Source organism: Kitasatospora sp. NPDC089913 (genome assembly GCF_044748625.1).
GTDB lineage: Bacteria > Actinomycetota > Actinomycetes > Streptomycetales > Streptomycetaceae > Kitasatospora.
Genome location: NZ_JBIVGI010000011.1, coordinates 94,684 through 119,678 on the forward strand (window position 1 = coordinate 94,684; position 24,995 = coordinate 119,678).

24 protein-coding genes are annotated in these 24,995 nt (G+C 73.8%); 5 read left to right on the forward strand and 19 right to left on the reverse strand.

All coding sequences use genetic code 11. The annotated features are described in order from the left end of the window. Positions 1 to 165: 165 nt before the first annotated feature. The 3 genes from guaB to ACIPYS_RS18750 form a co-directional block, all read right to left on the reverse strand. Positions 166 to 1,668, reverse strand: a complete 1,503-nt coding sequence (gene guaB / locus ACIPYS_RS18740) for an IMP dehydrogenase (protein WP_093861741.1) — start codon at positions 1,666 to 1,668, stop codon at positions 166 to 168. 280 nt (positions 1,669 to 1,948) lie between these two features. Continuing rightward, positions 1,949 to 2,617, reverse strand: a complete 669-nt coding sequence (shbA, locus tag ACIPYS_RS18745; protein ID WP_197698612.1) for an RNA polymerase sigma factor ShbA — start codon at positions 2,615 to 2,617, stop codon at positions 1,949 to 1,951. Positions 2,618 to 2,934: 317 nt separating this feature from the next. Next, positions 2,935 to 3,546 carry a response regulator transcription factor gene (locus ACIPYS_RS18750; protein ID WP_014136228.1) on the reverse strand — a complete coding sequence of 204 codons (612 nt, stop codon included), beginning with the start codon at positions 3,544 to 3,546 and terminating at the stop codon, positions 2,935 to 2,937. Between the two features lie 570 nt (positions 3,547 to 4,116). On the opposite strand from ACIPYS_RS18750, the gene ACIPYS_RS18755 reads away from it, so the two are divergent. After that, a complete protein-coding gene (locus ACIPYS_RS18755) occupies positions 4,117 to 4,443 on the forward strand; it encodes a WhiB family transcriptional regulator (protein ID WP_030393337.1) in 327 nt (108 codons plus the stop codon). Positions 4,444 to 4,666: 223 nt separating this feature from the next. Here ACIPYS_RS18755 and ACIPYS_RS18760 read toward each other — a convergent pair whose 3' ends face one another. From ACIPYS_RS18760 to groES, 3 genes are all read right to left on the reverse strand, one after another. Continuing rightward, positions 4,667 to 5,671, reverse strand: coding sequence for a LysR family transcriptional regulator (locus ACIPYS_RS18760; protein WP_400747358.1), 1,005 nt, complete (start codon positions 5,669 to 5,671; stop codon positions 4,667 to 4,669). Positions 5,672 to 5,840: 169 nt separating this feature from the next. Next, positions 5,841 to 7,469 (reverse strand): chaperonin GroEL, encoded by a 1,629-nt coding sequence (gene groL, locus ACIPYS_RS18765; protein WP_093861739.1) that lies wholly within the window; start codon positions 7,467 to 7,469, stop codon positions 5,841 to 5,843. Positions 7,470 to 7,583: 114 nt separating this feature from the next. Continuing rightward, the gene (gene groES, locus ACIPYS_RS18770) at positions 7,584 to 7,889 is read right to left on the reverse strand and encodes a co-chaperone GroES (RefSeq protein WP_014136232.1); all 306 of its coding nucleotides are present in this window, start codon (positions 7,887 to 7,889) and stop codon (positions 7,584 to 7,586) included. A gap of 267 nt (positions 7,890 to 8,156) precedes the next feature. On the opposite strand from groES, the gene ACIPYS_RS18775 reads away from it, so the two are divergent. Continuing rightward, positions 8,157 to 9,365, forward strand: a complete 1,209-nt coding sequence (locus ACIPYS_RS18775; protein WP_093861738.1) for a class I SAM-dependent methyltransferase — start codon at positions 8,157 to 8,159, stop codon at positions 9,363 to 9,365. On the opposite strand, the gene ACIPYS_RS18780 is transcribed toward ACIPYS_RS18775, so the two are convergent. The 5 genes from ACIPYS_RS18780 to tsaB all read right to left on the reverse strand — a co-directional run bounded on the left by ACIPYS_RS18780 (position 9,341) and on the right by tsaB (position 13,158). Beyond that, positions 9,341 to 10,279 carry a polysaccharide deacetylase family protein gene (locus ACIPYS_RS18780; protein ID WP_400747361.1) on the reverse strand — a complete coding sequence of 313 codons (939 nt, stop codon included), beginning with the start codon at positions 10,277 to 10,279 and terminating at the stop codon, positions 9,341 to 9,343. The two genes, ACIPYS_RS18775 and ACIPYS_RS18780, sit on opposite strands and share 25 nt — an antisense overlap. Positions 10,280 to 10,378: 99 nt before the next feature. Next, positions 10,379 to 10,645, reverse strand: a complete 267-nt coding sequence (locus ACIPYS_RS18785; RefSeq protein WP_400747363.1) for a hypothetical protein — start codon at positions 10,643 to 10,645, stop codon at positions 10,379 to 10,381. Beyond that, the gene (tsaD, locus tag ACIPYS_RS18790) at positions 10,642 to 11,733 is read right to left on the reverse strand and encodes a tRNA (adenosine(37)-N6)-threonylcarbamoyltransferase complex transferase subunit TsaD (protein ID WP_093861736.1); all 1,092 of its coding nucleotides are present in this window, start codon (positions 11,731 to 11,733) and stop codon (positions 10,642 to 10,644) included. The genes ACIPYS_RS18785 and tsaD overlap by 4 nt, the downstream gene beginning before the upstream one ends. Beyond that, the gene (rimI, locus tag ACIPYS_RS18795) at positions 11,726 to 12,310 is read right to left on the reverse strand and encodes a ribosomal protein S18-alanine N-acetyltransferase (protein ID WP_400747501.1); all 585 of its coding nucleotides are present in this window, start codon (positions 12,308 to 12,310) and stop codon (positions 11,726 to 11,728) included. Before rimI ends, tsaD begins: the two co-directional genes overlap by 8 nt. Positions 12,311 to 12,501: 191 nt before the next feature. After that, complete coding sequence (gene tsaB / locus ACIPYS_RS18800) at positions 12,502 to 13,158, reverse strand: tRNA (adenosine(37)-N6)-threonylcarbamoyltransferase complex dimerization subunit type 1 TsaB (protein ID WP_400747365.1); 657 nt, start codon at positions 13,156 to 13,158, stop codon at positions 12,502 to 12,504. Positions 13,159 to 13,344: 186 nt separating this feature from the next. Here tsaB and ACIPYS_RS18805 point away from each other — a divergent pair, with 186 nt between their 5' ends. Further along, a complete protein-coding gene (locus ACIPYS_RS18805; RefSeq protein ID WP_093865073.1) occupies positions 13,345 to 13,962 on the forward strand; it encodes a hypothetical protein in 618 nt (205 codons plus the stop codon). Between the two features lie 16 nt (positions 13,963 to 13,978). Here ACIPYS_RS18805 and ACIPYS_RS18810 read toward each other — a convergent pair whose 3' ends face one another. From ACIPYS_RS18810 to ACIPYS_RS18830, 5 genes are all read right to left on the reverse strand, one after another. After that, the gene (locus tag ACIPYS_RS18810; protein ID WP_400747367.1) at positions 13,979 to 14,215 is read right to left on the reverse strand and encodes a hypothetical protein; all 237 of its coding nucleotides are present in this window, start codon (positions 14,213 to 14,215) and stop codon (positions 13,979 to 13,981) included. Between the two features lie 185 nt (positions 14,216 to 14,400). Next, positions 14,401 to 14,898 (reverse strand): tRNA (adenosine(37)-N6)-threonylcarbamoyltransferase complex ATPase subunit type 1 TsaE, encoded by a 498-nt coding sequence (gene tsaE / locus ACIPYS_RS18815; protein WP_093861733.1) that lies wholly within the window; start codon positions 14,896 to 14,898, stop codon positions 14,401 to 14,403. A gap of 158 nt (positions 14,899 to 15,056) precedes the next feature. Further along, positions 15,057 to 16,268, reverse strand: a complete 1,212-nt coding sequence (locus tag ACIPYS_RS18820; protein WP_400747370.1) for an alpha/beta fold hydrolase — start codon at positions 16,266 to 16,268, stop codon at positions 15,057 to 15,059. Next, on the reverse strand, positions 16,265 to 17,437 hold the full coding sequence (gene alr, locus ACIPYS_RS18825) for an alanine racemase (RefSeq protein WP_400747503.1): 1,173 nt from the start codon (positions 17,435 to 17,437) through the stop codon (positions 16,265 to 16,267). Before alr ends, ACIPYS_RS18820 begins: the two co-directional genes overlap by 4 nt. A gap of 143 nt (positions 17,438 to 17,580) precedes the next feature. Then, positions 17,581 to 19,128: an NAD(P)H-hydrate dehydratase gene (locus ACIPYS_RS18830; RefSeq protein WP_400747372.1), complete on the reverse strand. Its 1,548-nt coding sequence runs from the start codon at positions 19,126 to 19,128 to the stop codon at positions 17,581 to 17,583. Between the two features lie 179 nt (positions 19,129 to 19,307). Between ACIPYS_RS18830 and ACIPYS_RS18835 the strand changes: the two genes are divergently transcribed. Further along, positions 19,308 to 19,856 (forward strand): Uma2 family endonuclease, encoded by a 549-nt coding sequence (locus ACIPYS_RS18835; protein WP_400747505.1) that lies wholly within the window; start codon positions 19,308 to 19,310, stop codon positions 19,854 to 19,856. Positions 19,857 to 19,898: 42 nt separating this feature from the next. Here ACIPYS_RS18835 and glmS read toward each other — a convergent pair whose 3' ends face one another. After that, on the reverse strand, positions 19,899 to 21,755 hold the full coding sequence (gene glmS / locus ACIPYS_RS18840; protein ID WP_093865071.1) for a glutamine--fructose-6-phosphate transaminase (isomerizing): 1,857 nt from the start codon (positions 21,753 to 21,755) through the stop codon (positions 19,899 to 19,901). A gap of 99 nt (positions 21,756 to 21,854) precedes the next feature. On the opposite strand from glmS, the gene coaA reads away from it, so the two are divergent. Continuing rightward, the gene (gene coaA, locus ACIPYS_RS18845) at positions 21,855 to 22,850 is read left to right on the forward strand and encodes a type I pantothenate kinase (protein ID WP_093861729.1); all 996 of its coding nucleotides are present in this window, start codon (positions 21,855 to 21,857) and stop codon (positions 22,848 to 22,850) included. Between the two features lie 63 nt (positions 22,851 to 22,913). Here the strand turns inward: coaA and glmM are convergent, their stop codons facing one another. Further along, positions 22,914 to 24,278, reverse strand: coding sequence for a phosphoglucosamine mutase (glmM, locus tag ACIPYS_RS18850; protein ID WP_400747375.1), 1,365 nt, complete (start codon positions 24,276 to 24,278; stop codon positions 22,914 to 22,916). Positions 24,279 to 24,449: 171 nt separating this feature from the next. Beyond that, positions 24,450 to 24,953 (reverse strand): 30S ribosomal protein S9, encoded by a 504-nt coding sequence (rpsI, locus tag ACIPYS_RS18855; RefSeq protein ID WP_093861727.1) that lies wholly within the window; start codon positions 24,951 to 24,953, stop codon positions 24,450 to 24,452. Positions 24,954 to 24,995 lie beyond the last annotated feature (42 nt).

A 24,995-nucleotide genomic window follows, 5' to 3' on the forward strand; every position in this document is an offset into this window, starting at 1 on the left:
GTATTGCTCATGCCGGCCGGGTCACCCCGGCCGCCCCCCAGTATCCCGTACCCCCGGGCGGCCGCACGGCGCCGCCCCGCCCCCCGGACCGGCCGCGGAGCGGCGCCCGGACAGCCCGGAGGGCCCGCCACCGGTCGGTGGCGGGCCCTCCGGACGGGCGTCCGATCAGCGGCTGGTGTAGTTCGGCGCCTCGACGGTCATCTGGATGTCGTGCGGGTGGCTCTCCTTGAGGCCCGCCGAGGTGATCCGGACGAACCGGCCCTTGCTCTCCATCTCGGCGACGGTGGCGGCACCCACGTAGCCCATGGTCTGGCGCAGGCCGCCGACCAGCTGGTAGAGCACGGCGGACAGCGGGCCGCGGTAGGGGACCTGGCCCTCGATGCCCTCGGCGATCAGCTTCTCGTCGGAGGTGACCTCGCCCTGGAAGTAGCGGTCCTTGGAGAAGGACTTCGCCTGGCCGCGGGTCTGCATGGCGCCCAGCGAGCCCATGCCGCGGTAGGACTTGAACTGCTTGCCGTTGATGAACAGCAGCTCGCCCGGGGACTCCTCGCAGCCGGCCAGCAGCGAGCCGAGCATCACGGTGTCGGCACCGGCGGCGAGCGCCTTGCCGATGTCGCCGGAGTACTGCAGGCCGCCGTCGCCGATGACCGGCACGCCGGCCGCCTGGCAGGCCAGCGCGGCCTCGTAGATCGCGGTGACCTGCGGGACGCCGATGCCGGCGACCACGCGGGTGGTGCAGATGGAGCCCGGGCCGACACCGACCTTGACGCCGTCCACGCCGGCGTCGATCAGCGCCTGGGCGCCGTCACGGGTGGCGACGTTGCCGCCGACCACGTCGATCCCGACGGCCGACTTGATCTTCGCGATCCAGGCCAGCGCGTTGTGGCTGTGACCGTGCGAGGTGTCGACGACCAGGAAGTCCACGCCCGCCTGGACCAGGGCCTGGGCGCGGTCGAAGGCCTCGGCGCTGGCGCCCACGGCGGCGCCGACCAGCAGACGGCCCTCGGCGTCCTTGGCGGCGTTCGGGTACTGCTCGGCCTTGACGAAGTCCTTGACGGTGATGAGGCCCTTGATCCGGCCCTCGTCGTCCACCAGCGGCAGCTTCTCGATCTTGTGCCGGCGGAGCAGCGCCATCGCGTCGACGCCGGAGATGCCGACCTTGCCGGTGATCAGCGGCATCGGGGTCATGATCTCGCGGACCCGGCGGCTGCGGTCCGACTCGAAGGCCATGTCGCGGTTGGTGACGATGCCGAGCAGCTTGCCGCCCTCGTCGGCGATCGGCACGCCGGAGATGCGGAACTTCGCGCACAGCGCGTCGGCCTCGGCCAGCGTGGTGTCCGGGCCGACCGTGATCGGGTCGGTGACCATGCCGGACTCGGAGCGCTTCACCAGGTCGACCTGGTTGGCCTGGTCCTCGACCGACAGGTTGCGGTGCAGGACGCCGACGCCACCCTGGCGGGCCATCGCGATCGCCATCCGCGACTCGGTGACCTTGTCCATCGCGGCGGAGAGCAGCGGGATGTTCACCCGCACGTTGCGGGAGACCCGCGAGGAGGTGTCGACCTGGTTCGGCAGCACCTCGGACGCCCCCGGCAGCAGCAGGACGTCGTCGTACGTGAGCCCGAGCATCGCGAACTTCTCGGGTACGCCTGCGGCGTTGTAAGACATTTCGGGGGTACCTTCCGTGGCCGGCCTAATCCGCTCACGCCCTGAGGGTGGGGGCGCAGTCATCAGCTCACTCGGACCGCCTAAAGCCCGGTGTCCATCGGAGGATCCTCCAGGGGAACCCCACGCGCACCGTCGGAACTTTGGCGACCCGCCCAGACGCCGATACCCCATCGTACTGGCACCGCGAACGGGACCTCGTGCTGCCCTTGACAACACCCGCCCACCATGACTCATTCCGACGGCCGCCCGCCCGTCTCCGGGGCGGGAGAGGGTCCGGCGGCTAGGAGGACTCCTCCGCCAGCGCGCGGAGACGGCTGAGGGCGCGGTGCTGGGCGACCCGGACCGCGCCCGGCGACATGCCGAGCACCTCGCCGGTCTCCTCCGCCGAGAGCCCGGCGGCCACCCGCAGCAGCACCAGCTCGCGCTGCCGGGCCGGCAGGTTGGAGAGCAGTTCCTTGGCCCACGCGGCGTCGCTGCTGAGCAGCGCCCGCTCCTCCGGGCCGAGCGCGTCGTCCGGGACCTCCGGCAGGTCGTCCTGCGGGACCACGGTCGGTCCGGGTCCGCGCATCGCGGCCCGCTGCAGGTCGGCGATCTTGTGCGCCGCGATCCCGTAGACGAAGGCCTCGAACGGGCGGCCCAGGTCCCGGTAGCGGGGCAGCGCGCAGAGCACCGCCACGCAGACCTCCTGGGCGAGGTCGTCGACGTGGTGCCGGGCGCCGCCGGGCAGCCGGACCAGCCGGCCGCGGCAGTAGCGCAGCGCCAGCGGGTGGACGTGGGCGAGCAGGGCGTCGATCGCCGGGCCCTCGCCGCGGACGGCGGCCGCGACCAGCGCGGCGAGCGCGCCCGGCCCGTCGGCCGGGTCCGCGTACACCGGGCCGGGCCCGGGCGCGGAGGGCTCGGCCTCCACCGGGTCCGCCTCACCGGGAGACCCGGTCACGTCGTCACGCATCGGTCCATGGTGCCTGGTCGCGCGGGAAAACGCGGCACCGCGTCCGGAGTTGTGCACCGGAACGTTATGCGGTGCCGCTCCGGTACGCACCACCGGCCCCTCCTGCACCGCACCGCCTCCCGCCCCACCGCCGCCGACGGTCCCGTCCGCGGCGCCGTCCGCCGAGTCTCCCGCGGCTGCGTGGTTCGCCGCAGTTCCTGTCCGCTGGTCCCCGAGGTGCTCCACCCCTCCATGGTGCAACCTCGGGGCCGTAACGTCACACGCCTCCGCACGGACGGTCGCGACCAACGGGCCGGAACCGGCGGCGGCGCCGGCGGTCAGCGGACCAGGCCCCACCGGAAGCCCAGGGCCACCGCGTGCGCGCGGTCCGAGGCGCCGAGCTTCTTGAACAGCCGCCGGGCGTGGGTCTTGACGGTGTCCTCGGAGAGGAAGAGCTCACGGCCGATCTCGGCGTTGCTGCGGCCGTGGCTCATGCCCTCCAGCACCTGGATCTCACGCGCCGTCAGGGTCGGCGCCGCCCCCATGTCGGGGCTGCGCAGCCGGCGGGGGGCGAGCCGCCAGGTCGGGTCGGCGAGGGCCTGGGTCACGGTGGCCCGCAGTTCGGCGCGCGAGGCGTCCTTGTGCAGGTAACCGCGGGCACCCGCGGCGACCGCGAGCGCGACACCGTCGAGGTCCTCGGCGACGGTGAGCATGATGATCCGGGCACCGGGGTCGGCGGACAGCAGCCGCCGGACCGTCTCCACCCCGCCGAGGCCGGGCATCCGGACGTCCATCAGGACGAGATCGGAGCGGTCGGCCACCCAGCGGCGGAGGACCTCCTCCCCGTTCGTCGCGGTGGTGACCCGATCGACACCGGGTACGGTCGCGACCGCGCGGCGAAGCGCCTCGCGGGCGAGCGGGGAATCGTCGCAAACGAGAACGGAAGTCATGACTGTCGTCCTCCGCAGCTGATCCGCGTCACGTTGAGCCTCCTGGCTGGTACGAACCTCTCCGACACGGCCCACCGGCGTCAGACTCCGTGCTGATCGCCCAGGTTCCCCGCGATCGTTCCCGACGTCCGGCGTCCGCTAACCGCCTCCGCACTTCCAACGACCGTCACTCGAATGAGTTACGGCCTTCAGGGCCATCTCCACCACTGTACGTGGCCGACCCGTTACCGATCAGCCGCATCGCGGTGCACACGCCGCTCTTTTCCGCAGCTCGCGCGCGGTGGGCGTACAACCCGCACACCCGCGCGGCGCCCCGCGCGCCGGTCGGCCACCCGATTGCCACGCTTGCGCCGGGCGACTGCCGGCCCGACAGTCATGCCCACTTTGCCCGGTTTTAGAGCTTTTGTATGGTCATTGACTGTTGTGCCACTCTGTGGGTGACTTGTCCATGTAGTTGCCGTAAGTCATATTTCCAGGTGTCCACACCGCGCCGGACGCCCCGCCGAGCCGACTCCACCGCGACCCGCTGGTGACCGGCCCGTGGTCGACGACCTCTGAAGGGAATGAGCCATGGCAGATTTCTCCCGCCTCCCCGGCCCCAACGCGGATCTCTGGGACTGGCAGCTCTCCGCAGCCTGCCGCGGCGTGGACAGCTCCCTCTTCTTCCACCCCGAGGGAGAGCGCGGCGCCGCCCGCAGTTCACGCGAAGCCAGCGCCAAGGAGGTCTGCACCCGCTGCCCGGTCCGCACCGAGTGCGCCGCCCACGCCCTGGCGGTCCGCGAGCCGTACGGCGTGTGGGGAGGACTCACCGAGGACGAGCGCGAGGAGCTGATGGGCCGCTCGCGCCACCGCCTGGTGGAGGTGCCGCTGGTCGCTCCGGGCGTGTCGCAGCAGTAGGCGGCCGGTTCCGCGCCGGCGAGAAGAAACGTTTCTTCACCGGCCTCCACCGGTCTCCACCGGCGTCCTACGGCCTCCGTCGCCCCCGTCGACCCGCTCCGGCCTCCCCCGCGCCCCCGCACGCCCTCCGACCCCTCCGGGTGACCTCCGTCCGGAGCCCGGCCCCGTCGGCCGGGTCCCGCCCGGCGGCCCGCCCCCGCGGCGGCCGGGCGGGGCGGCGGCGTCAGCGGCCGGCCGCGGCCCCGGACAGCCGCTCCAGCATCAGCGCCACCGCCGGCACCTCGGCGAGGTCCGGCAGGGTCAGCGCGACCACCTGCCGCACCGCCGGCGCCCCCGAGGCGGCGTGCACCGCCACCGTCGCCACCCCGTCCGGGCGCACCGACTCCAGCGCCAGCCCGGGCAGTACCGCCACCCCGAGGCCGGCCGCCACCAGCCCGACCACCGCCGGGTAGTCGTCGGTGGCGAAGTCGATCCGCGGCTCGAAGCCGGCCCCGGCGCACAGCTCCACCAGGTGGCCCCGGCACTGCGGGCAGCCGGCGATCCACTGCTCCTGCGCCAGCTCGGCCAGCTCCACCGGTCCGCCGCGCCCGGCCAGCCGGTGCCCGGCCGGCAGCAGGCCGACCAGCGGGTCGTCCAGCAGCGGAGTCGCCACCAGGTCGGACCAGTCGGCACCGGCGCTCAGCTGCTGGGCCTCCAGATTGGCCTCGGCGCGCGCCTCCCGCGGCGTGCCGTGCGCGGGCGCGGACAGCGGTGCGGCGGCGGAACCGGGGGTCTGCGGGTAGCGGAAGGCGAGGGCGACCTCGCACTCGCCGCCGCGCAGCATCGCCAGCGATTCCGGCGGCTCCGCCTCGACCAGCGACACGCGGACCCCCGGATGGGTGCCCCGCAGCCGGGCGACGGCCGGCGGCACCAGGGTGGAACTGGCGGTCGGGAAGGACACCAGCCGGACCCGGCCGGCCCGCAGTCCGGCGATCGCGGCGACCTCCTCCTCCGCGGCGGAGAGCCCGGCGAGGATTCCGGTGGCATGCTTGAGCAGCACCCGGCCGGCCTCGCTGAGCTGCATCCCGCGGCCCGAACGGACCACCAGCGGGGTGTCCACGGACTTCTCCAGCGCCTTCATCTGCTGACTGATCGCGGGCTGGGTGCAGCCCAGCTCACGAGCGGCGGCGGAGAAGGAGCCGGTGCGGGCGACGGCACGCAGGACGCGCAGGTGGCGGGCCTCGATCATGCCCCCAAGATATAAGACATTCTTTGCAACAAGCAAAATTCAACTGATAGTTGAAGGATGGAACACCCCGTCGCGGCCGCCCCGGGCACGGTCCGCGCCGCAACGCCGGAGGCCCGGCCCGCCACCCCCAGCGGGGCGCGGACCGGGCCTCCGGTCAGTGCTTCGGGCCTCAGTGCGAGTGGCCGTGGCCGCCGTGCGAGTGACCGGCGTCGGCCTCCTCCTCCTTCTTCTCCACCACGAGGGTCTCGGTGGTGAGAAGCAAGGAGGCGATCGAGGCGGCGTTCTCCAGGGCGGAGCGGGTGACCTTGACCGGGTCGATGACGCCGGCCTTCACCAGGTCGCCGTACTCGCCGGTGGCCGCGTTGTAGCCCTGGCCCAGCTCCAGCTCGGAGACCTTGGAGGTGATGACGTAACCCTCCAGGCCGGCGTTCTGGGCGATCCAGCGCAGCGGCTCGTGCAGCGCCTTGCGGACGACCGCGACACCGGTGGCCTCGTCGCCGGACAGGCCCAGGCCGCCGTCCAGCACCTTGGCGGCGTGCACCAGGGAGGCGCCACCACCGGCGACGATGCCCTCCTCGACCGCGGCACGGGTCGCCGAGATGGCGTCCTCGAGACGGTGCTTGCGCTCCTTCAGCTCCACCTCGGTGGCGGCACCGACGCGGATGACGCAGACGCCGCCGGCCAGCTTGGCCAGGCGCTCCTGCAGCTTCTCGCGGTCCCAGTCCGAGTCGGTGTTGGCGATCTCGCCCTTGATCTGGGCGACGCGGCCGGTCACGGCCTCGGAGTCACCGGCGCCGTCGACGACGATCGTCTCGTCCTTGGTGACGGTCACGCGGCGGGCGGAGCCCAGCACGTCCAGACCGGCCTGGTCGAGCTTGAGGCCGACCTCCTCGGAGATCACGGTGCCGCCGGTGAGGACGGCCAGGTCGCCGAGGATCGCCTTGCGGCGGTCGCCGAAGCCCGGGGCCTTGACGGCCACCGCGTTGAAGGTGCCGCGGATCTTGTTCACCACGAGGGTGGACAGCGCCTCGCCGTCGACGTCCTCGGCGATGATCAGCAGCGGGCGGGAGGTGCCGCCCTGCAGGATCTTCTCCAGCAGCGGCAGCAGCTCCTGGATGGAGGAGATCTTGCCCTGGTTGATCAGGATGTACGGGTCCTCGAGGACCGCCTCCTGCCGCTCCGCGTCGGTGACGAAGTACGGCGACAGGTAGCCCTTGTCGAACTGCATGCCCTCGGTGAAGTCCAGCTCCACGCCGAAGGTGTTCGACTCCTCGACGGTGATGACACCGTCCTTGCCGACCTTGTCGATCGCCTCGGCGATCAGCTCGCCGACCTGGGTGTCCTGGGCGGAGAGGCTCGCGACGGCGGCGACGTCGTCCTTGCCCTCGATCTCGCGGGCGACCGACAGCAGGTGCTCGGAGACGGCGGCGACGGCCTTGTCGATGCCCTTCTTCAGGGCGGCCGGGCCGGCGCCCGCGGCGACGTTGCGCAGACCCTCGTTGACCAGGGCCTGGGCCAGCACGGTGGCGGTGGTGGTGCCGTCGCCCGCGACGTCGTTGGTCTTGGTGGCGACCTCCTTGACGAGCTGCGCGCCAAGGTTCTCGTACGGGTCGTCGAGCTCGACCTCACGGGCGATGGTGACACCGTCGTTGGTGATGGTCGGGGCGCCGAACTTCTTGTCGATGACGACGTTGCGGCCCTTGGGGCCGATGGTCACCTTGACGGTGTCGGCCAGCTTGTTGACACCGCGCTCGAGCGAGCGGCGGGCGTCCTCGTCGAACTGCAGGATCTTCGCCATGTTTCCTGTTCCTTCGGGGTGCGGCCGTCGCGGGCCGCTCGACTACGTGAACCAACAGCCACGCCCCGGCCCCTGTCACTAGGGACACGGATCCGGGGCGTGGCTGAACGCTTTTTACTTCTCGATGATGGCGAGAACGTCGCGCGCGGAGAGCACCAGGTACTCCTCGCCCTGGTACTTCACCTCGGTGCCGCCGTACTTCGAGTACAGGACGATGTCACCCACGGCGACGTCGAGCGGCAGACGCTGGCCGTCCTCGAAGCGGCCCGGGCCGACAGCCAGGACGACGCCCTCCTGGGGCTTCTCCTTGGCGGTGTCCGGGATAACCAGGCCGGAGGCCGTGGTGGTCTCGGCGTCGAGCGGCTGGACCACAATGCGGTCCTCGAGCGGCTTGATGGCAACCTTGCTGCTGGTGGTCACGTCCGAGCTCCCCTTCGGAGATTACGGGGTTTTCTAACGGGTAGGGGCGAACTCACGGATCTGCCGTCGCGGGGGTCAGACACGCATTGTCGCGTTAGCACTCCCCCGGTGGTGAGTGCTAGTGATGACCATAGGCCGCCGTTAGCACTCAGTCAACCAGAGTGCCAACGCCACGCGGGCCGGTCCCGCCGGACGCACCCGTCGACCGCGCGCTCCCGCCCGCGGGCCCGCGGCCCGGGCCCGCCCGTGACCGGGGAGAATGAGCGGGTGGAGAACGACGACCTGCGGGCCCTGCTGACCGAGCGGGGCCAGGCCCTGCTCGCCGAACTGCGCGAGTTCGCGCCCGAGGAGGAGCTGGCACTCGCCACCCGGCTGCGCAAGGAGCACCCCGCCGAGCTGGTGTCGGCCGCCTTCGGGCAGGCCAGGCTGCGGCAGCGGGCCCGGGCCAAGTTCGGCGCCGACGCCGATCTCATGTACTTCACGCCCAACGGCGTCGAGCAGTCCACCCGGCGCGAGGTCGCCGAGTGGCGGGCCGCACGGTTCGCCGGGCTGGGGGTGAAGCGGCTGGCCGACCTCTGCTGCGGCATCGGCGGCGACGTGCTGGCCCTGGCCCGGGCCGGCATCGAGGTGCTCGCCGTCGACCGGGACCCGGCCGCCTGCGCCGCCCTCGCCGCCAACGCCGCCGCCCTGGGCCTGGCCGACCTGGTCGAGGTGCGCTGCGCGGACGTGGCCGGGGTCGACGTCACCGGCTACGACGCGGTCTTCACCGACCCCGCCCGGCGCACCGCGCGCGGCCGGGTCTTCGACCCCGAGGCGTACGCCCCGCCGCTCTCCTGGGCGATCGAGGCCGGCCGCCGGGCCCCCGTCGGCGCGCTCAAGGTGGCGCCCGGCATCCCGCACGAGGCCGTCCCGGAGGACGCCGAGGCCGAGTGGGTCTCGGACCACGGCGACGTCAAGGAGGCGGTGCTCTGGTTCGGCACCCGGGCCGGGCACCCGCACCGCGCCACCCTGCTGCCGCAGCGGGCCGGCCTCACCGGCGGAGATCTGCCCGACCCCCCGGCCGGACCGGTCGGCCGCTACCTGTACGAGCCGGACGGCGCCGTGATCCGCGCCCATCTGGTCGCCGAGGTGGCCGGGCTGGTGAACGGGCGGCTGATCGATCCGAAGATCGCCTACCTGACCTCCGACGAGCTGGTCGACACCCCGTACGCGCACGCCTTCGAGCTGACCGACGTCCTGCCGTTCCACATCAAGAAGCTCAAGGCGCTGCTGCGCGAGCGCAAGGTCGGCACGGTGGTGATCAAGAAGCGCGGAATGGCGATCACCCCGGAGGAACTGCGCCGCCAGCTGCGTCCCAGCGGTCCGAACTCCGTCACGGTGGTCCTCAGCCGCACCGACAACGGCCCGCTGATGATGCTCGGCCACCCCGTCACCGGACCGGCCGCGGCCGTTCAGGCGGCCGGCGCCTCGATGTAGTCCTCCAGCCGGGCCACCGCGAAGCCCTGCTCCTGGATCCGGGCCAGCAGCTCGCCGAACATCTGCGTCATCGTCTCGCCCTTGAGGTCCTTCGGGCCCCGGAAGTGGGCGAGCACGATGTCGCCGGCCCGCAGCTTCTTGTCCGCGGCCTGGTACTGCATGTCGTGGATCTGCATCGACTCGCGCCACAGCACGACCGCCCTCGGCCCGCACTGCTGCACCGCGGTGTTGAGCGCGGGCGTGTTGGCGCCGTCCCCGTACGGCGGGCGGAACAGCAGCGGCGGGGTGCCGTACTGCTGGGTGAGCGCGGCCTGGGCGTCGCAGATCTCGGACTTCTGCTTCTCCGGCGGCACCTTGCTCAGCTGGGCGTGGTCCACGGTGTGGTTGTGGACGTGGTTGCCGAGGGCCTGGAGGCGCTTGAAGTAGCCGTAGTCGTCCTTGACGATGTCGCGGGTCAGGAACATCGACACCGGCACCTTGAGGTCGGTCAGCATCTCGACGAACTTCGGGTCCTTCTCGGCACCGTCGTCGATGGTGACGAAGACGACCTTGTCGGAGGTCTTCACCTCGCTGAACACCGGGACCGGCCCGGTCCGGGCGAGTTTCACCGGCTTGTCGGCGGGTGCGGGCGGCGCCGGCGGCAGCGGCGCGAGGTGCCACTTCGCCCAGGCCGCGGCGTCCCCGGCGGCCGGGCCGCCACCGGTCGGGGAGGCGGTCGGGGAGGCGGTCGGCGACGGGCCCGCGGACCGCGACGGGACCGCCGCGGCACCGCCCGCCGGGGAACCGCTCGCCGGGACCAGCGCGGCCGAGGCCGCGCCGCTGCCGGCGTCGCTCGTGCACCCGGTGGCCGCGGCCAGCAGGGCGAGCGCCCCCGCCGCGTACACCGTCGTCCTGCTCCGTACGTGCCTGTTCACCGCGCCGTGCTCCCCGCTCCCGTTCAGCGACCTCGATCGCTAGCACGGTAACGGCCCGGCGTTCGGTTCCCGCCCGGACGTGCGAACGGCTACGAGCGGCTACTCCACATGCTCGCTGGTGAAGGACCAGCGGTGCACCGGACGGCCCAGCAGGGCGGCGGGCGGCTCCGGCACCGGGACCGGCTCGCCGGACCACCAGGTGATCAGCAGCACCCGGTCCCCGGAAGCGGTGAGCAGCTCGGTCCGGAGCAGCCCGGCCGAGCCCCGCAGCGCGGGCAGCGCCGTCCCCCGGACCCAGTCGGAGAGCTCGGCGGCCCGGCCGTCGGCGGCCCTGGCCTCCCACATCGCGGCGGTGGTGGCGCTCACCGCTGCTGCCCGGTCAGGGCCTGGTAGGCCTGTCCGTGGAAGTCGGTGTGCGGCACGTGGACCTCGGTGACCGGCAGCGAGGAGTCCGCCGACAGGTCGAGCGAGGACGGCGCGCGGTCCCGCCAGACCATCTCGCTGCCGAGCGCGGCGACCATCGCGCCGTTGTCGGTGCACAGGCCCGGACGCGGCACCCGCAGCCGGATGCCGGCGCGGTCGCAGCGCTGCTGGGCCATCTCGCGCAGCCGGGAGTTGGCCGCGACGCCGCCGCCGATCATCAGGTGGTCGACGCCGTTGTCCTTGCAGGCCTTGACGGCCTTGCGGGTGAGCACGTCGGTGACCGCCTCCTGGAAGGACGCCGCGACGTCCGCCACCGGCACCTCCTCGCCGGCCCGGCGCTTCGCCTCCACCCAGCGGGCGACGGCGGTCTTCAGCCCGGAGAAGGAGAAGTCGTACTCCGGGTCCTTGGGGCCGGTCAGGCCGCGCGGGAAGGCGATCGCCTTCGGGTCGCCCTCGCGGGCCCTGCGGTCCACCACCGGGCCGCCGGGGAATCCCAGGCCGAGCACCCGGGCCACCTTGTCGAAGGCCTCGCCGGCGGCGTCGTCGATGGTCGCGCCGAGCGGGCGGACGTCGGTGGTGATGTCCTCGCTCAGCAGCAGCGAGGAGTGCCCGCCGGAGACCAGCAGGGCCATCGTCGGGGAGGGCAGCCGGCCGTGCTCCAGCTGGTCCACGCAGATGTGCGAGGCGAGGTGGTTGACGCCGTACAGCGGCTTGTCGAGGGCCCACGCGTAGGCCTTGGCGGCGCTCACGCCGACCAGCAGCGCGCCGGCCAGGCCCGGTCCGGCGGTGACGGCGATGCCGTCCAGGTCGCTCGCCCTGACGCCCGCGGTGTCCAGGGCGCGCTGGATGGTCGGGACCATCGCCTCCAGGTGCGCGCGGCTGGCGATCTCGGGGACGACGCCGCCGAAGCGGGCGTGGTCGTTGACGCTGGAGGCCACCGCGTCGGCCAGCAGGGTGGTGCCGCGCACGATGCCGACGCCGGTCTCGTCGCAGGAGGTCTCGATGCCGAGGACGAGCGGTTCGTCAGCCATGGGGGGTGTCCTTCTTCACATCCGGTCGCGGACGGTCCGCGGGTTCGTCGAGGTCTTCGGGGGCCGCGGCCGGGGCGGCGGACGTGGTGCGGTCGGCGGGGGCGACGTGGTCGGCCGGGGTGACCCGGTCGGCGGCGGCCGCGAGGTCGAGCCGCATCACCAGCGCGTCGATGCCGGCCGGCTGGTAGTAGCCGCGCCGGATGCCGACCGGCTCGAACCCGAAGCGCTCGTAGAGCCGCTGCGCGCGGGTGTTGTCCACCCGCACCTCCAGCAGCAGGTCCGCGCAGCCGCGCCGGGCGGCCTCCCGGACCAGGTCGGTGAGCAGCGCCGCGCCCAGCCCGGTGCCCTGGTGGCGTCCGTCGACGGCGATCGTCTGCACGTCGCCGTCGCCGCCCACCGCCATCAGTCCGGCGTAACCGACGACCGCGCCGTCCGGGGTGACGGCGACGGTGTAGTGCCGGGTGCCGCCGGGGTGGGCCTCGGCCAGCTCGGACCAGAACATGCCGGCGGACCATGCGTCCTCCGGGAACAGCTCCAGCTCCAGCGCCAGCACCGGGGCTATGTGCCACCAGCGCATCGGGCGCAGCCGGGCGGCGGGGGCCCGGTCGGCCGGACCGGCGGCACCGGAGCCCGTGGTGCCCGGACCGGCGGTGCCCGGGCCGGCGGTGCCCGGACCGGCGGTGCCCGGACCGGCGGTGCCCGGACCGGCGGTGCCCGGACCGGCGGTGCCCGGACCGGCGGTGCCCGGACCGGCGGTGCTCGGGCCGGTCACGCCGGGAGCACCGCCTTGTAGCCGGCCGGCACCTGGGCGTCCGGACGGCGCAGGTAGAGCGGGGCGTTGGGCAGCAGGGCCCGGCCGGCGGCCAGCTCGGCCGCGGCGAACGCGGCGAGCGCGCCCGCCGAGACGTGCTCGGGGCCGTGGGCGCCCGGGAAGGTGTCCGGGTAGAGCAGCGCACCGGCGCCGACCGACCGCGCGGGCGGGGTCAGCTCACCCGGACGGTCCACCGAAGGGCCCTCGGTCCGGCGGCCCTCGGCGTCGTACGCGGCCCAGTAGACCTCCTTGCGGCGGGCGTCGGTGGCCACCGTGAACGCCTCGCCGGCCAACCCCTCGGCGCGGGCCGCGTGGGCGATCGCGTCCAGTGTGCAGACGCCGTGCACCGGCAGGCCGAGCGCGTGGCCCAGCGCGGCGGCGGTCACCAGACCGACCCGCAGGCCGGTGTACGGGCCGGGGCCCACGCCGACCGCGATGTCGGTCAGCCGGTGCCGGTCGACACCGGCCTCCCGGAGCACCCGGTCGATCGCGGGGATCAGGAGTTCGCCGTGGCGCCTGGCGTCGACCTGGTCGGTCTCGGCGAGGACGGTCGATCCGTCGTGGACGGCGGCCGTGACGGCGGGGGTAGCGGTGTCGAACGCGAGCAGCAGCACGGGTCAAGGTTAGACCGGTCCGCCGGTGCCCGTTCCGGGCCCGCCCCGCCGGGGCACGTGCTCCGCCCGATCGAAAACCGGACCGGCTCCGGAACACACGTCCGACACGATGCGGACCGGACGGGCGAACCTGGCACGATGGGGCCGACGGTTTTGGGACGGCGGTGGGAGCGGCACGTGGCGAAGATGGGTCCTGGAGTGGTGGTCACCGGGCTGACCCTGGGGGCCCTGGCGGTGGTGAGCCTGCTGGCCTTCCAGGCCAACGGCGCGCAGGACCGCGCGGTCGCCGCGAGCCCGACCACGAGCACGGCCGCCACCACCGGCGGACCGGCCGCCTCGGCCACCCCGACCGCCGCGCCGACCCCGACCGTGCCGGTCCTGCCCACCGCGGGCACCGGCACCGGGCTGCGGGTCGTCTACTCGGTCGGCACCCACTACGTCTGGCTGATCGACCCGAAGAAGACGCCGCAGGTGGTGGCCGCCTTCCCGGTGACCCCGGGCACGGTCGAGCCGGCTCCCGGCAGCTACCCCGTGTACAGCCGGACCCAGTCCGGGACCGGCACCGACGGCAAGCAGATCGAGCACGTGGTGCGCTTCGCGCAGCAGAACGGCGTGGTGTTCGGCTTCGGCGCGGCCGTCGACGGCGGCACCGGCGCTCCGCCCGCCGCCCCGGCGCCCACCGCCGCCGCGTCCTCCCCGGCCGCCTCGGCGGGAAAGACCGGCGGCATCCGCAGCAGCCGCGCGGACGGCCAGCTGCTCTGGGACTTCGCGCCCAAGGACACCAAGGTCGTCGTGATCCCCTGACCGGGCGGGACCGGTCTCAGGCGGCGCGGCGGGTCTCGTGCGCGCCGCCGCTCGACGGTGACGGTCCGGACGTCCCGGGCCCCTCGCCCAGCGCAGGGGAGGCCGGACGGCGTTCGGGCGGGGTGGACACCGCCTCCGCCGCCGCACAGGCGGCCAGCAGGGCCCGCATCGGCTCCCCCGCGGCACGGCGGGCGGGCTCCTCGGCCCCGGTCCCGCGCGGTGCGCGCTCCGGGGCGGGCGTGGTGCTCGGCATGGCGCCTCCTAGTTAGGCAGACCTAACCTCAAGAACCATCCCACCACGCCCGGGTCCTCGATCGCAACATCTTCCCGACAGCCTGTCGGCAAACCGTGACACGGCGGGGCCGCCCCCGCCGGGCCGTCCGGGGCGGCCGGCGCGGCTCGGCCGTGCTCCGCCCCGCGCGGCCCGGGCCGGCGCGGTCAGGCCAGCACGGTGAGATCGGTGCCGTCCCAACGGGTGCCGACGCCGGTCAGCTCCACCTGCCGCGGGTCCAGGTCGTCCCCGGCCGCCTCGGCGCCGATCGCGCGTCCGATCCGGACCTCCAGACGGTTCTCCGAGAGCCGCTCGACCTTGCCCTCGCCCCACTCGACCACCACCACCGACTCCGGCAGCGACACGTCGAGGTCGAGGTCCTCCATCTCGTCGAGGTCGCCGCCCAGCCGGTACGCGTCGACGTGCACCAGCGCCGGGCCCCCCACCAGCGAGGGGTGCACCCGGGCGATCACGAAGGTCGGCGAGGTGACCGCCCCGCGCACCCGGAGACCCTCGCCGAGGCCCCGGGTCAGCGTGGTCTTGCCCGCCCCCAGCTCGCCGGAGAGCAGCACGAGGTCCCCCGGCCGCAGGAGCGCGGCCAGCTCCCGGCCGAGCCGGCCCATCCGGTCGGGGGTGGCGACGGTGAGAGAGGCGTGGGAGCCCATGCGCGAATCAAGCCCTTCGGTCCGTACGGCGGCGCACCGGTCCTCGGGCGCCCCCGCTACCGTGCCACATCCCCGGCACCGCCCGCGCCGGGCCCCGACGGCGCGGGCGGTGCCGCGGCGTCCGGGGCACGGGGTGCGGGGCGGCCCGGGCCCGGTGGCTACGCCGGTTCGCCGACCTGGGGCGGCAGCGGGGCCGCGCCGCGGAAGCGGGCGGCCCGGTCGAGCAGCCCGGCCAGGTGACGGTCGACCAGGTCGGGGCGCTCCAGCATCACCAGGTGCCCGGCGTCCTGGACCAGGACCAGCTCGGCCCCCGGGAGCTGCTCGGCCATCGCCTCGCCGTGGCCGGGCGGGGTGAGGAGGTCCTTGGTCCCGGTCAGCACCAGGGTGGGGATGCCGCGCAGCACGGCCAGCGCCTCGGTCTTCTCGTGCGCGGAGAACACCGGGTAGAACTCGGCCACCACGTCGATCGGGGTGGCGTCCAGCATCTGCTCGGCGAACCGGACCACACCCGAGTCGACGTCCTTCGCCCCGAAGGAGTACCGCCGGTAGAAGACGGCGCTGACGTCCGCGCCGAGCCGGCGGGTCGCCTCCACCAGGTCCACCTGGCGCCCGAGCAGCTTCATCATGCCCGGCGCGACCCTGCGGAACAGCTTGGCGCCGGCCACCGGCAGCCCGAAGGTGACGGCGTCCCAGTTCCCGGCCAGGGTGCCGATCAGCGCGACCCCGGCGACCCGCTCCCGGAACAGCTCCGGGTGCTGGTCGGCCAGCGCCATCATCGTCATGCCGCCCATCGAGTGACCGACCAGCACCAGCGGGCCGGTCGGCGCGACGGCGTCGATCACGGCCTTGAGGTCGCCGCCCAGCTGGTCGATGCCGGCGGGTTCGCCGGCCAGGAAGGAGCGGGAGCGCTCGGAGCGGCCGTGGCTGCGCTGGTCCCACAGGACCAGCCGGGCGCCGTCCCGGAACGCGGCGCGCTGGAAGTGCCAGCTGTCCTGGTTGAGGCAGTAGCCGTGGCAGAAGACCACGGTCAGCGGCTCGGCGGCGCCGTCCCGCTCCCCCTCCGGGGTGTCGAGGCCGTCCAGCTCGACGTACAGCTCGGTGCCGTCGGCGGCGGCCACCGTGCGGGGGCGGCCGCGCAGCGAGCCGTACGGGGCGTTGGCGTCCAGCTCGGCACGGGCCCGACGGCGCGTGCTCCGGCCGACCGTCAGCCGGTCGATCGCCACCCCGGCCGCGGCGCCGGCCGCGAGCACGCCGACCGAGATGCCGATCAGACCGGCCCGGCTCACCCCGGTGGCCGCCTCGGCCGCCTTGACGGCCCGGGCCGCCCGGCCGAGGGTCGCGACCGGGTCGGTGTCGCTCGGCCCGCTCATCCGAGCAGGCCCTCGTCCAGGCCGCCGACGTAGCGGCGCGGCACCCGGGAGCCGATCCGGGTCACGATCTCGTAGGAGATGGTGCCGCAGGCGCGGCCCCAGTCCTCGGCGGTCGGCTCGCCCCGGTCGCCGCTGCCGAAGACCAGCACCTCGTCGCCGATCGGCGGGGTGTCGCCGCCGAGGTCCACCACGAACTGGTCCATCGCCACCCGGCCGGCCACCGTGCGCCACTTGCCGTCGACCTGCACCGGTCCGATGCCGCTGGCGTGCCGCGGGATGCCGTCGCCGTAACCGACCGGGACCAGGCCCAGCGTGGTCGGCCCCGGGGTGGTGTAGTGGTGGCCGTAGCTGACGCCGTGGCCGCCGGGCACGTGCTTGACCAGCGCCAGCCGGGCGGTCAGCGACATCACCGGGCGCAGGCCGAAGTCGGCCGGCGAACCCACCTCGGGGACCGGCGACAGCCCGTACATGGCGAGGCCGGTGCGGACCATGTCGAAGTGCGACTGCGGCAGCAGCAGGGTGGCCGGCGAGTTGGCCAGGTGCCGCACCTCGGGGCGCAGCCCGGCCGCCTCGGCGGAGGCCAGGGCCAGCCGGAAGGCGTCCAGCTGCAACTGGATCGAGGGGTGGCCGGGCTCGTCGGCGGCGGCGAAGTGCGACCAGACGCCGACCACGGTCAGCAGGCCGTCCAGCTCGGCGCGGCGCGCGGCGGCGACCAGCTCGGGCCAGTCGTGCGGCTGGCAGCCGTTGCGGCCGAGGCCGGTGTCGGCCTTGAGGTGGACCCGGGCCGGGATGCCGGTGGCGCGGACGGCGGCGAGCAGTTCGGCGAGCGCCCAGTCGCCGCTGATCGAGATGTCGAGGTCCGCGAAGAGCGCCTCCCGCCAGGGCCCGCCGGGGGTCCACAGCCAGCAGAGGATGCGCGCCTGCTCGGGGCCCACCCCGCCGGCGCGCAGCGCGAGCGCCTCCTCGGGCGTCGCGGTGCCCAGCCAGCCGACTCCCGCGGCGACCGCTTCCCGGGCACAGCGCAGCGCGCCGTGGCCGTAGGCGTCCGCCTTGACCGCGGCCATCACCGTGGCCCCGCCGACACGCTCGCGCAGCGCGTCGAGGTTGCCGCGCAGGGCGGCGAGATCGATGGTCGCCTCGGCCCGTACGCCTTCGGTGAGACCGGCCATCACGGTCGTCTTCGCAGTTGTCATCAGGGTCAGTCTCCCAGACGTCCCGAGGTCCTCGCCGAACGGCCCTTCGGCTCGCCGCCCCGGGCCGCCCGCACCCGGGGCCCCCCGCGACCCGCCACCCCCTTCCGGACGCCCACGAATCAGGCGCCGGTTCCACCCGCCGTCCGGGGCGGCCCCGGGACCGCCCCGGCGCGGACGTCGTTCCAGGCCGACGGGAGCGCGGCCGCCACCTCCGCCGCGGTGACGGGGGCGCCGGGGACGCCGGCGGCGCGCCGGCCGGCGAGCCCGTGCAGATAGGCCGCCACCGCGGCGGCGTCCGGCGCGGACAGGCCCGCGGCGAGCAGGGAGCCGGCCAGCCCGGCCAGGACGTCCCCGCTGCCGGCCGTGGCCAGCCACGCGGTGCCGGTCGGGTTCACCCGCACGGCGGCGGAAGGATCGGCGACCACGGTGGTCGAGCCCTTCAGCAGCACCGTCGCCCGGTAGGCCGCCGCGAGCCGGCGCGCGGTGGCCAGCCGGGCGGCCGCCAGCTCGTCGGCGGCGGGCGGGCGGGACTGCTCCGAACGGGTGCCGCCGTCGCTCCCGGCCCCGGCCCCGGCGAGCAGCCGGGCCGCCTCGCCCGTGTGCGGGGTGAGCAGGGTCGGCGCCGTCCGCCCGGCCAGCGCGCCGGGGCCGAGCCGGGCCAGTTCGGTCAGCCCGTCCGCGTCGACCAGGACCGGCACGTCCGCCGCCAGCGCCTCCGCGAGCGCCCGCCCGGCACCCTCGCCGCCGCCGGGTCCGACCACCCAGGCCTGCACCCGGCCGGCCCCGGCCGGACCGCCCTCGGTGACCAGCGTCTCGGGGAAGCGCCGCACCACCTCCTCGGCCGCCGTCCCCACGTACCGCACCGCGCCCGCGCCGCCGCGCAGCGCGCCGGCGACCGCGAGCAGCGCCGCCCCCGGGTACCGCGCCGAACCTGCGGCCACCCCGACCACGCCGCGCCGGTACTTGTCGCTCTCCGCCCCCGGCACCGGCAGCAGGGCGGCCACGTCGGCGTGCTGGAGGGCCGTCACCCCGGCCGGCGGCAGCTCCAGTCCGATCCCCACCAGCTGCACCGCTCCGGCGTACGAGGCGCCCGGGTCGATCAGCAGCCCGGGCTTGTAGGTGCCGAAGCAGACCGTGACGTCCGCCCGCAGCGCCGCCCCCGCGACCTCCCCGGTGTCGGCGTCCACCCCGCTGGGCACGTCGACGGCGACCACCACCCCGGTCCGCGCGGCCCGCGCGTAGGGCTCGGCCTCCGGCCGCAGCCCGCCCCGGCCGCCGATGCCGACGATGCCGTCCAGCACCAGGTCCGCGCGCGAGAAGTCGGCCAGGCCGACCTCCTGCTCCACCACCACCCGCCCGTGCGCCGCCCGCAGCGCCGCCAGCCCGCCGCCGTGCGCCCGCGCCGGGGCGAGCAGCACCGCCGTCACCCGCGCCCCGCGCCGGGCCAGGTCCGCGCCCGCGTACAGCGCGTCGCCCCCGTTGTCGCCGCTGCCGGCCAGCACCACCACCCGGCTGCCGTACACCCGGCCGCGCCGGCGGGTCAGCAGCCGCGCGCAGGTCACGGCGAGCCCGGTGGCGGCCCGCCGCATCAGTGTGCCCTCGGGGAGCCGGGCCATCAGCTCGGCCTCGGCGGCACGGACGACGTCGACGCGATGGGCGTGGCGCATGACGGAACTCCTTCGGCGGTCGGCTGACACCGACGCTAGCCCGCGTCCCGGCCCCACGGGGGCCGGGCCTGCGGCACACTTTCGAGTGACACCCACTTCGATCCCCCACCGGCCCCGGTCCGCACCCCTACCGTGTCGCTCGGTACGGACCAGCAGGAGGGAGAAGGGCCATGGTCGCCATGCCGGCAGTCGAGCACCCACTGGGCCGGGACGACGTCCTCCAGGCATTCCTGGCACTGGACACGCCGCCGGGCTTCAAGGCCGAGCTCGTCGAAGGGGAGATCACGGTGACGCCACCGCCGGACGGATCGCACGGGACGACGTTCTCGCTGCTGGCCAAGCAGTTCTTTCGCAAGGCCGCGACGGACCTCGACCTCGTGCCCGACAAGGGCCTGATCACGCCCACGGGCCGATACATCCCGGACGGCACCGTGGGCCCTGTCGACCACTTCATCGACGCGGATCCGTGGGCTCTGCCGACCGGTGTCCTGCTGGTGTTCGAGGTGACGTCCACCAACCCCCAGAAGGATCGTGGGCCCAAGCGCCACGGCTACGCCGCCGCCGGCATTCCCTGCTACCTGCTGGTCGACCGCAGCGAGCGCAAAGTCACCCTGTTCGCCAGCCCTGAGGGCGAGGACTACACCGTCCACACCCAGGTCGAGTTCGGCAAGCCCCTCGACCTGCCCGCCCCGTTCTCGTTCACGCTCGACACGGGGCCCCTGCGGTAGGACGCAGCCACCGCAGGGGCCCCGGGACGGAGCGGGTCCGGACTACTCGACGGTGACCGACTTCGCCAGGTTGCGCGGCTGGTCGACCTCGTGGCCCTTGGCCGTGGCCAGCTCGCAGGCGAAGACCTGCAGCGGCACGGTGGCGACCAGCGGCTGGAGCAGCACCGGCGTGACCGGGATGCGGATCAGGTGGTCCGCGTACGGGACGACCGCCTCGTCGCCCTCCTCCGCGATCACGATGGTGCGCGCACCGCGGGCCCGGATCTCCTGGATGTTGGAGACGATCTTGTCGTGCAGGATCGACCGGCCGCGCGGCGACGGCACGACGACCACCACCGGCAGACCCTCCTCGATCAGCGCGATCGGGCCGTGCTTCAGCTCACCGGCGGCGAAGCCCTCGGCGTGCATGTACGCCAGCTCCTTGAGCTTGAGCGCGCCCTCCAGGGCCACCGGGAAGCCCACGTGCCGGCCGAGGAACAGCACCGACTTGGCGTCGGCGAGCGAGCGGGCCAGCTCGCGCACCGGCTCCATGGTCTCCAGGACCTGCTCGACCTGCTTCGGCGCGTCGCCGAGCTCCTTGATGACCGCGAGGATCTCGTCGCCCCACTTGGTGCCGCGCACCTGGCCCAGGTACAGCGCGACCAGGTAGCAGGCGACCAGCTGGGTCAGGAAGGCCTTGGTCGAGGCGACCGCCACCTCGGGACCGGCGTGGGTGTACAGCACCGCGTCCGACTCGCGCGGGATGGTCGAGCCGTTGGTGTTGCAGATCGCCAGCACCTTGGCGCCCTGCTCGCGCGCGTGGCGCAGCGCCATCAGGGTGTCCATGGTCTCGCCGGACTGCGAGATGGCGATGACCAGCGTGCCCGGGCCCATGATCGGGTCGCGGTAGCGGAACTCCGAGGCCACCTCGACCTCGCACGGGATCCGGGTCCAGTGCTCGATCGCGTACTTGGCGATCATGCCCGCGTGGAAGGCGGTGCCGCAGGCGACGATGACGACCTTGTCGACCGAGCGCAGGTCGGCGTCCGACATCCGCAGCTCGTCGAGGGTGAGCCGGCCGTCGGTGCCGATCCGGCCGAGGAGGGTGTCGGCGACGGCCTTCGGCTGCTCGGCGATCTCCTTGAGCATGAAGTAGTCGTAGCCGCCCTTCTCGGCGGCCGAGGCGTCCCAGTCGACGTGGTACTCGCGCACGTCGGCCGGGGTGCCGTCGAAGTTCGTCACCGTGACGCTCTCGCGGCGCAGCTCGACGACCTGGTCCTGGCCCAGCTCGATCGCCTCGCGGGTGTGCGCGATGAACGCGGACACGTCGGAGGCGAGGAAGTTCTCGCCCTCGCCGCGCCCGACCACCAGCGGCGAGTTGCGACGGGCGCCGACCACCACGTCCGGGGCGTCGGCGTGCACGGCGACGAGGGTGAAGGCGCCCTCCAGCCGGCGGCAGACCGCGCGCATGGCCTCCGCGAGGTCGCCCTCGTACAGCTCGCCGAGCAGGTGCGCGACGACCTCGGTGTCCGTCTCCGAGCGCAGGGTGTGGCCGCGCTCGGCCAGCTCGGCCCGGAGCTGGGCGAAGTTCTCGATGATGCCGTTGTGGACCACGGCGACCTTGGCCGCGTCGTCCAGGTGGGGGTGGGCGTTGGCGTCCGTCGGACCGCCGTGGGTGGCCCAACGGGTGTGGCCGATACCGGTGGTGCCGCCGGGAAGAGGGGTCTCGGCGAGTGACTTCTCCAGGTTCGCGAGCTTGCCGGCCCGCTTGTCGGTGGCGAGGCTCCACTGCCCGTCGGAGCCGTGCACCTGCACCGCGACACCGGCGGAGTCGTAACCCCGGTACTCCAGTCGCTGCAGGCCTGCGATTACAACATCAAGGGCGGGCTGGGAGCCCACGTATCCAACAATTCCGCACATGCGTGCCAGCATAAGGGCGCTTCGGACGCCCCATTCGCACGGTTCGCCCACCGGCCGTGACCGACACCACAGCCACCGCGAACGGCGCTACGGCCCACAATGGAGCATGTGCTGACCGAACTCTGTACGCGGGGCGACATCACCCCCGGCCCCTCGCCGTCCCCCTACGTGGACCTCAGCCGGGCCGAGTGGAGCGCGCTGCGCGAGCGTACGCCGCTGCCACTGTCCGCGGAGGAGGTGGAACGGCTGCGGGGTCTCGGCACCGCACTCGACCTCGACGAGGTCCGGGACGTCTATCTGCCGCTGTCCCGGCTGCTGAACCTCTACATCCACGCCACCCACGACCTGCGCGGCGCGCTGGGCACCTTCCTGGACACCCCGGACACCGAACGCACCCGGACGCCGTTCATCATCGGGGTGGCCGGTTCGGTCGCGGTCGGCAAGTCCACCACCGCACGACTGCTCCAGGCGCTGCTGGCCCGCTGGCCGGAGCACCCCCGGGTCGAGCTGGTCACCACGGACGGGTTCCTGCTGCCGAACGCGGAGCTGCGCCGGCGCGGCCTGATGGCCCGCAAGGGCTTCCCCGAGTCGTACGACCGCCGGGCGCTGACCCGCTTCGTCGCGGACGTGAAGGCCGGCAAGGAGCGGGTCACCGCGCCGGTCTACTCGCACCTCGTCTACGACATCGTGCCGGACGAGCGCCTCACCGTGGAGCGCCCGGACATCCTCATCGTCGAGGGCCTGAACGTGCTCCAGCCGGCCCTGCCCGGCAGCGACGGGCGCACCCGCCTCGCGGTGGCCGACTACTTCGACTTCTCGATCTACGTCGACGCCCGCACCGACGACATCGAGAGCTGGTACCTGGACCGGTTCCGCAAGCTGCGGCAGACCGCGTTCCAGGACCCGAGCTCCTACTTCCGCCGCTTCACCGAGGTGCCGGAGGAGGAGGCGATGGAGTACGGCCGCCAGGTCTGGCGCACCATCAACCGTCCGAACCTGCTGGAGAACGTGCGGCCCACCCGCGGCCGCGCCACCCTGGTCCTGCAGAAGGGCTCGGACCACAAGGTCCGCCGGGCGCTGCTGCGCAAGCTCTGAGCGCACGCCGGAAGGCCCCCGCCGCGATCCTCCGCGGCGGGGGCCTTCCGGTGTCCGGGGCCGTCAGCCCAGCGAGCTGCGCACCGCCTCGGCGAGCGTCCCGGCGACGGACTGCGCCTGCGCCTCGTCGGCGGCCTCGACCATCACCCGGACCAGCGGCTCGGTGCCCGACGGACGCAGCAGCACCCGGCCGGTGGCACCAAGCTCGGCCTCGGCCGCGGCCACCGCGGCGGCCAGCTCCTCGCTGGTCCCGACCCGGCTCTTGTCGACGCCCTTGACGTTGATCAGCACCTGCGGCAGGCGGGTCATCACGGCGGCCAGGTCCGCCAGCGGCTGCTTGGTGGCGGCCAGCCGGGCACCCAGCATCAGGCCGGTCAGCGTCCCGTCGCCGGTGGTCGCGTGGTCCAGCAGGATGACGTGGCCGGACTGCTCGCCGCCCAGCGCGAAGCCGTGCTCCTTCATCGCCTCCAGCACGTACCGGTCGCCGACCGAGGTCTCGACCAGGTCGATGCCCTCGCGCTCCATCGCCAGCTTGAAGCCCAGGTTGGACATCACGGTGGCGACGGCGGTGTTGCGGCGCAGCGTGCCGGCCTCCTTCATGGCGACGGCCAGGATCGCGATGATCTGGTCGCCGTCGACCTCGTCGCCGGCCGCGTCGGCGGCCAGGCAGCGGTCGGCGTCGCCGTCCAGGGCGATCCCGAGGTCCGCCGAGTACTCGCGCATGGCGGTGCGCAGCCGGTCCAGGTGGGTGGAGCCGACACCGTCGTTGATGTTGAGGCCGGTGGGCTCGGCGCCCAGGGTGTGCACGACCTCGGCACCGGCCCGGGCGAAGGCCTCGGGGGCGACGTACGCGGCCGCGCCGTGCGCGCCGTCGATGACGACCCGGATGCCGTCCAGGCGGTTGGGCAGCACGCCGATGAGGTGGGCGACGTACTTGTCGAAGCCCTCGGTGTACTCGCGGACCCGGCCGACGGCGGCGCCGGTCGGACGGTTCCAGTCCTCACCGCCCGCCGCGTGCTTGTGGAAATGGGCCTCGATGGCGTCCTCGATGCGGTCGTCCAGCTTGTGGCCGCCGCGGGCGAGGAACTTGATGCCGTTGTCCGGCATGGCGTTGTGGCTGGCGGACAGCATCACGCCGAAGTCGGCGCCGAGCGCGCCGGTGAGGTAGGCCACCGCCGGGGTGGGGAGCACTCCGACCCGCAGTACGTCGACGCCGGCGCTCGCCAGGCCCGCGATGACCGCGGCCTCCAGGAACTCGCCCGAGGCGCGCGGGTCACGGCCGACGACCGCGACCGGCCGGTGGCCGTCGAAGGCCCCCGCCTCACCGAGCACGTGCGCCGCCGCGACCGACAGACCGAGCGCCAGCTCCGCCGTCAGCCCCTGGTTGGCCACACCGCGCACACCGTCCGTACCGAAGAGTCGTCCCATTGTCCCGTCCTCACATCGCCGCAATGCCTTGCAGTGAATCCGATCGAATCCCCGGCCTCCGCACAATGGCCGGGGAACACGACGCCCCGGAGTACACGGGGTACTCCGGGGCGTATGGAGCGCGTCCGGGGGCGTACACCACCAGGGCGGTGCGCACCCCCGGGGGCGCAATTAGCGCTTGCTGTACTGCGGCGCCTTGCGGGCCTTCTTGAGACCGGCCTTCTTGCGCTCGACGGCGCGGGCGTCACGCATCAGGAAGCCGGCCTTCTTGAGGGCGGCGCGGTTGTTGTCCACGTCCGCCTCGTTCAGGGCACGGGCGACACCGAGGCGCAGCGCGTAGGCCTGACCGGAGACGCCGCCACCCGAGATGCGGGCGACGACGTCGTAACGGCCGTCCAGCTCGAGGAGCTTGAAGGGCTCGTTCACGGTCTGCTGGTGCACCTTGTTGGGGAAGTAGTTCTCCAGGGTGCGACCGTTGATCTTCCACTGCCCGGTGCCCGGGACGATGCGCACGCGGGCGATCGCCTCCTTGCGACGGCCGAGGCCGGCGCCGGGGACGGCCTCGCCGAAGCGGCCGGCCAGGGACTCGGAGGTGTAGTTCTCCTCGGAGGTGTACTCGCCCTCGACGACAGTCTCGTCGAACTCGACCTCAAGGGTTTCAGTGGTCTCGGCCACGATGTTCCTCAGCTCTTTTCAGTGATGGGGGGCTTGGTGGCC

What these genes read in the sequence shown, in the direction of transcription:
- ACIPYS_RS18755 (WP_030393337.1), top strand. Translation starts at nt 4,117, where the DNA reads ATGGCAGATTTCTCCCGCCTCCCCGGCCCCAACGCGGATCTCTGGGAC.
- tsaD (WP_093861736.1), bottom strand. Translation starts at nt 11,733, where the DNA reads ATGGCTGACGAACCGCTCGTCCTCGGCATCGAGACCTCCTGCGACGAG.
- guaB (WP_093861741.1), bottom strand. Translation starts at nt 1,668, where the DNA reads ATGTCTTACAACGCCGCAGGCGTACCCGAGAAGTTCGCGATGCTCGGG.
- groL (WP_093861739.1), bottom strand. Translation starts at nt 7,469, where the DNA reads ATGGCGAAGATCCTGCAGTTCGACGAGGACGCCCGCCGCTCGCTCGAG.
- shbA (WP_197698612.1), bottom strand. Translation starts at nt 2,617, where the DNA reads ATGCGTGACGACGTGACCGGGTCTCCCGGTGAGGCGGACCCGGTGGAG.
- glmS (WP_093865071.1), bottom strand. Translation starts at nt 21,755, where the DNA reads ATGTGCGGAATTGTTGGATACGTGGGCTCCCAGCCCGCCCTTGATGTT.
- ACIPYS_RS18750 (WP_014136228.1), bottom strand. Translation starts at nt 3,546, where the DNA reads ATGACTTCCGTTCTCGTTTGCGACGATTCCCCGCTCGCCCGCGAGGCG.
- tsaE (WP_093861733.1), bottom strand. Translation starts at nt 14,898, where the DNA reads ATGGGCTCCCACGCCTCTCTCACCGTCGCCACCCCCGACCGGATGGGC.
- rimI (WP_400747501.1), bottom strand. Translation starts at nt 12,310, where the DNA reads ATGCGCTGGTGGCACATAGCCCCGGTGCTGGCGCTGGAGCTGGAGCTG.
- ACIPYS_RS18835 (WP_400747505.1), top strand. Translation starts at nt 19,308, where the DNA reads ATGCCGGCAGTCGAGCACCCACTGGGCCGGGACGACGTCCTCCAGGCA.
- coaA (WP_093861729.1), top strand. Translation starts at nt 21,855, where the DNA reads ATGGAGCATGTGCTGACCGAACTCTGTACGCGGGGCGACATCACCCCC.
- ACIPYS_RS18830 (WP_400747372.1), bottom strand. Translation starts at nt 19,128, where the DNA reads ATGCGCCACGCCCATCGCGTCGACGTCGTCCGTGCCGCCGAGGCCGAG.
- glmM (WP_400747375.1), bottom strand. Translation starts at nt 24,278, where the DNA reads ATGGGACGACTCTTCGGTACGGACGGTGTGCGCGGTGTGGCCAACCAG.
- ACIPYS_RS18810 (WP_400747367.1), bottom strand. Translation starts at nt 14,215, where the DNA reads ATGCCGAGCACCACGCCCGCCCCGGAGCGCGCACCGCGCGGGACCGGG.
- ACIPYS_RS18805 (WP_093865073.1), top strand. Translation starts at nt 13,345, where the DNA reads ATGGGTCCTGGAGTGGTGGTCACCGGGCTGACCCTGGGGGCCCTGGCG.
- alr (WP_400747503.1), bottom strand. Translation starts at nt 17,437, where the DNA reads ATGGCCGGTCTCACCGAAGGCGTACGGGCCGAGGCGACCATCGATCTC.
- ACIPYS_RS18820 (WP_400747370.1), bottom strand. Translation starts at nt 16,268, where the DNA reads ATGAGCGGGCCGAGCGACACCGACCCGGTCGCGACCCTCGGCCGGGCG.
- ACIPYS_RS18760 (WP_400747358.1), bottom strand. Translation starts at nt 5,671, where the DNA reads ATGATCGAGGCCCGCCACCTGCGCGTCCTGCGTGCCGTCGCCCGCACC.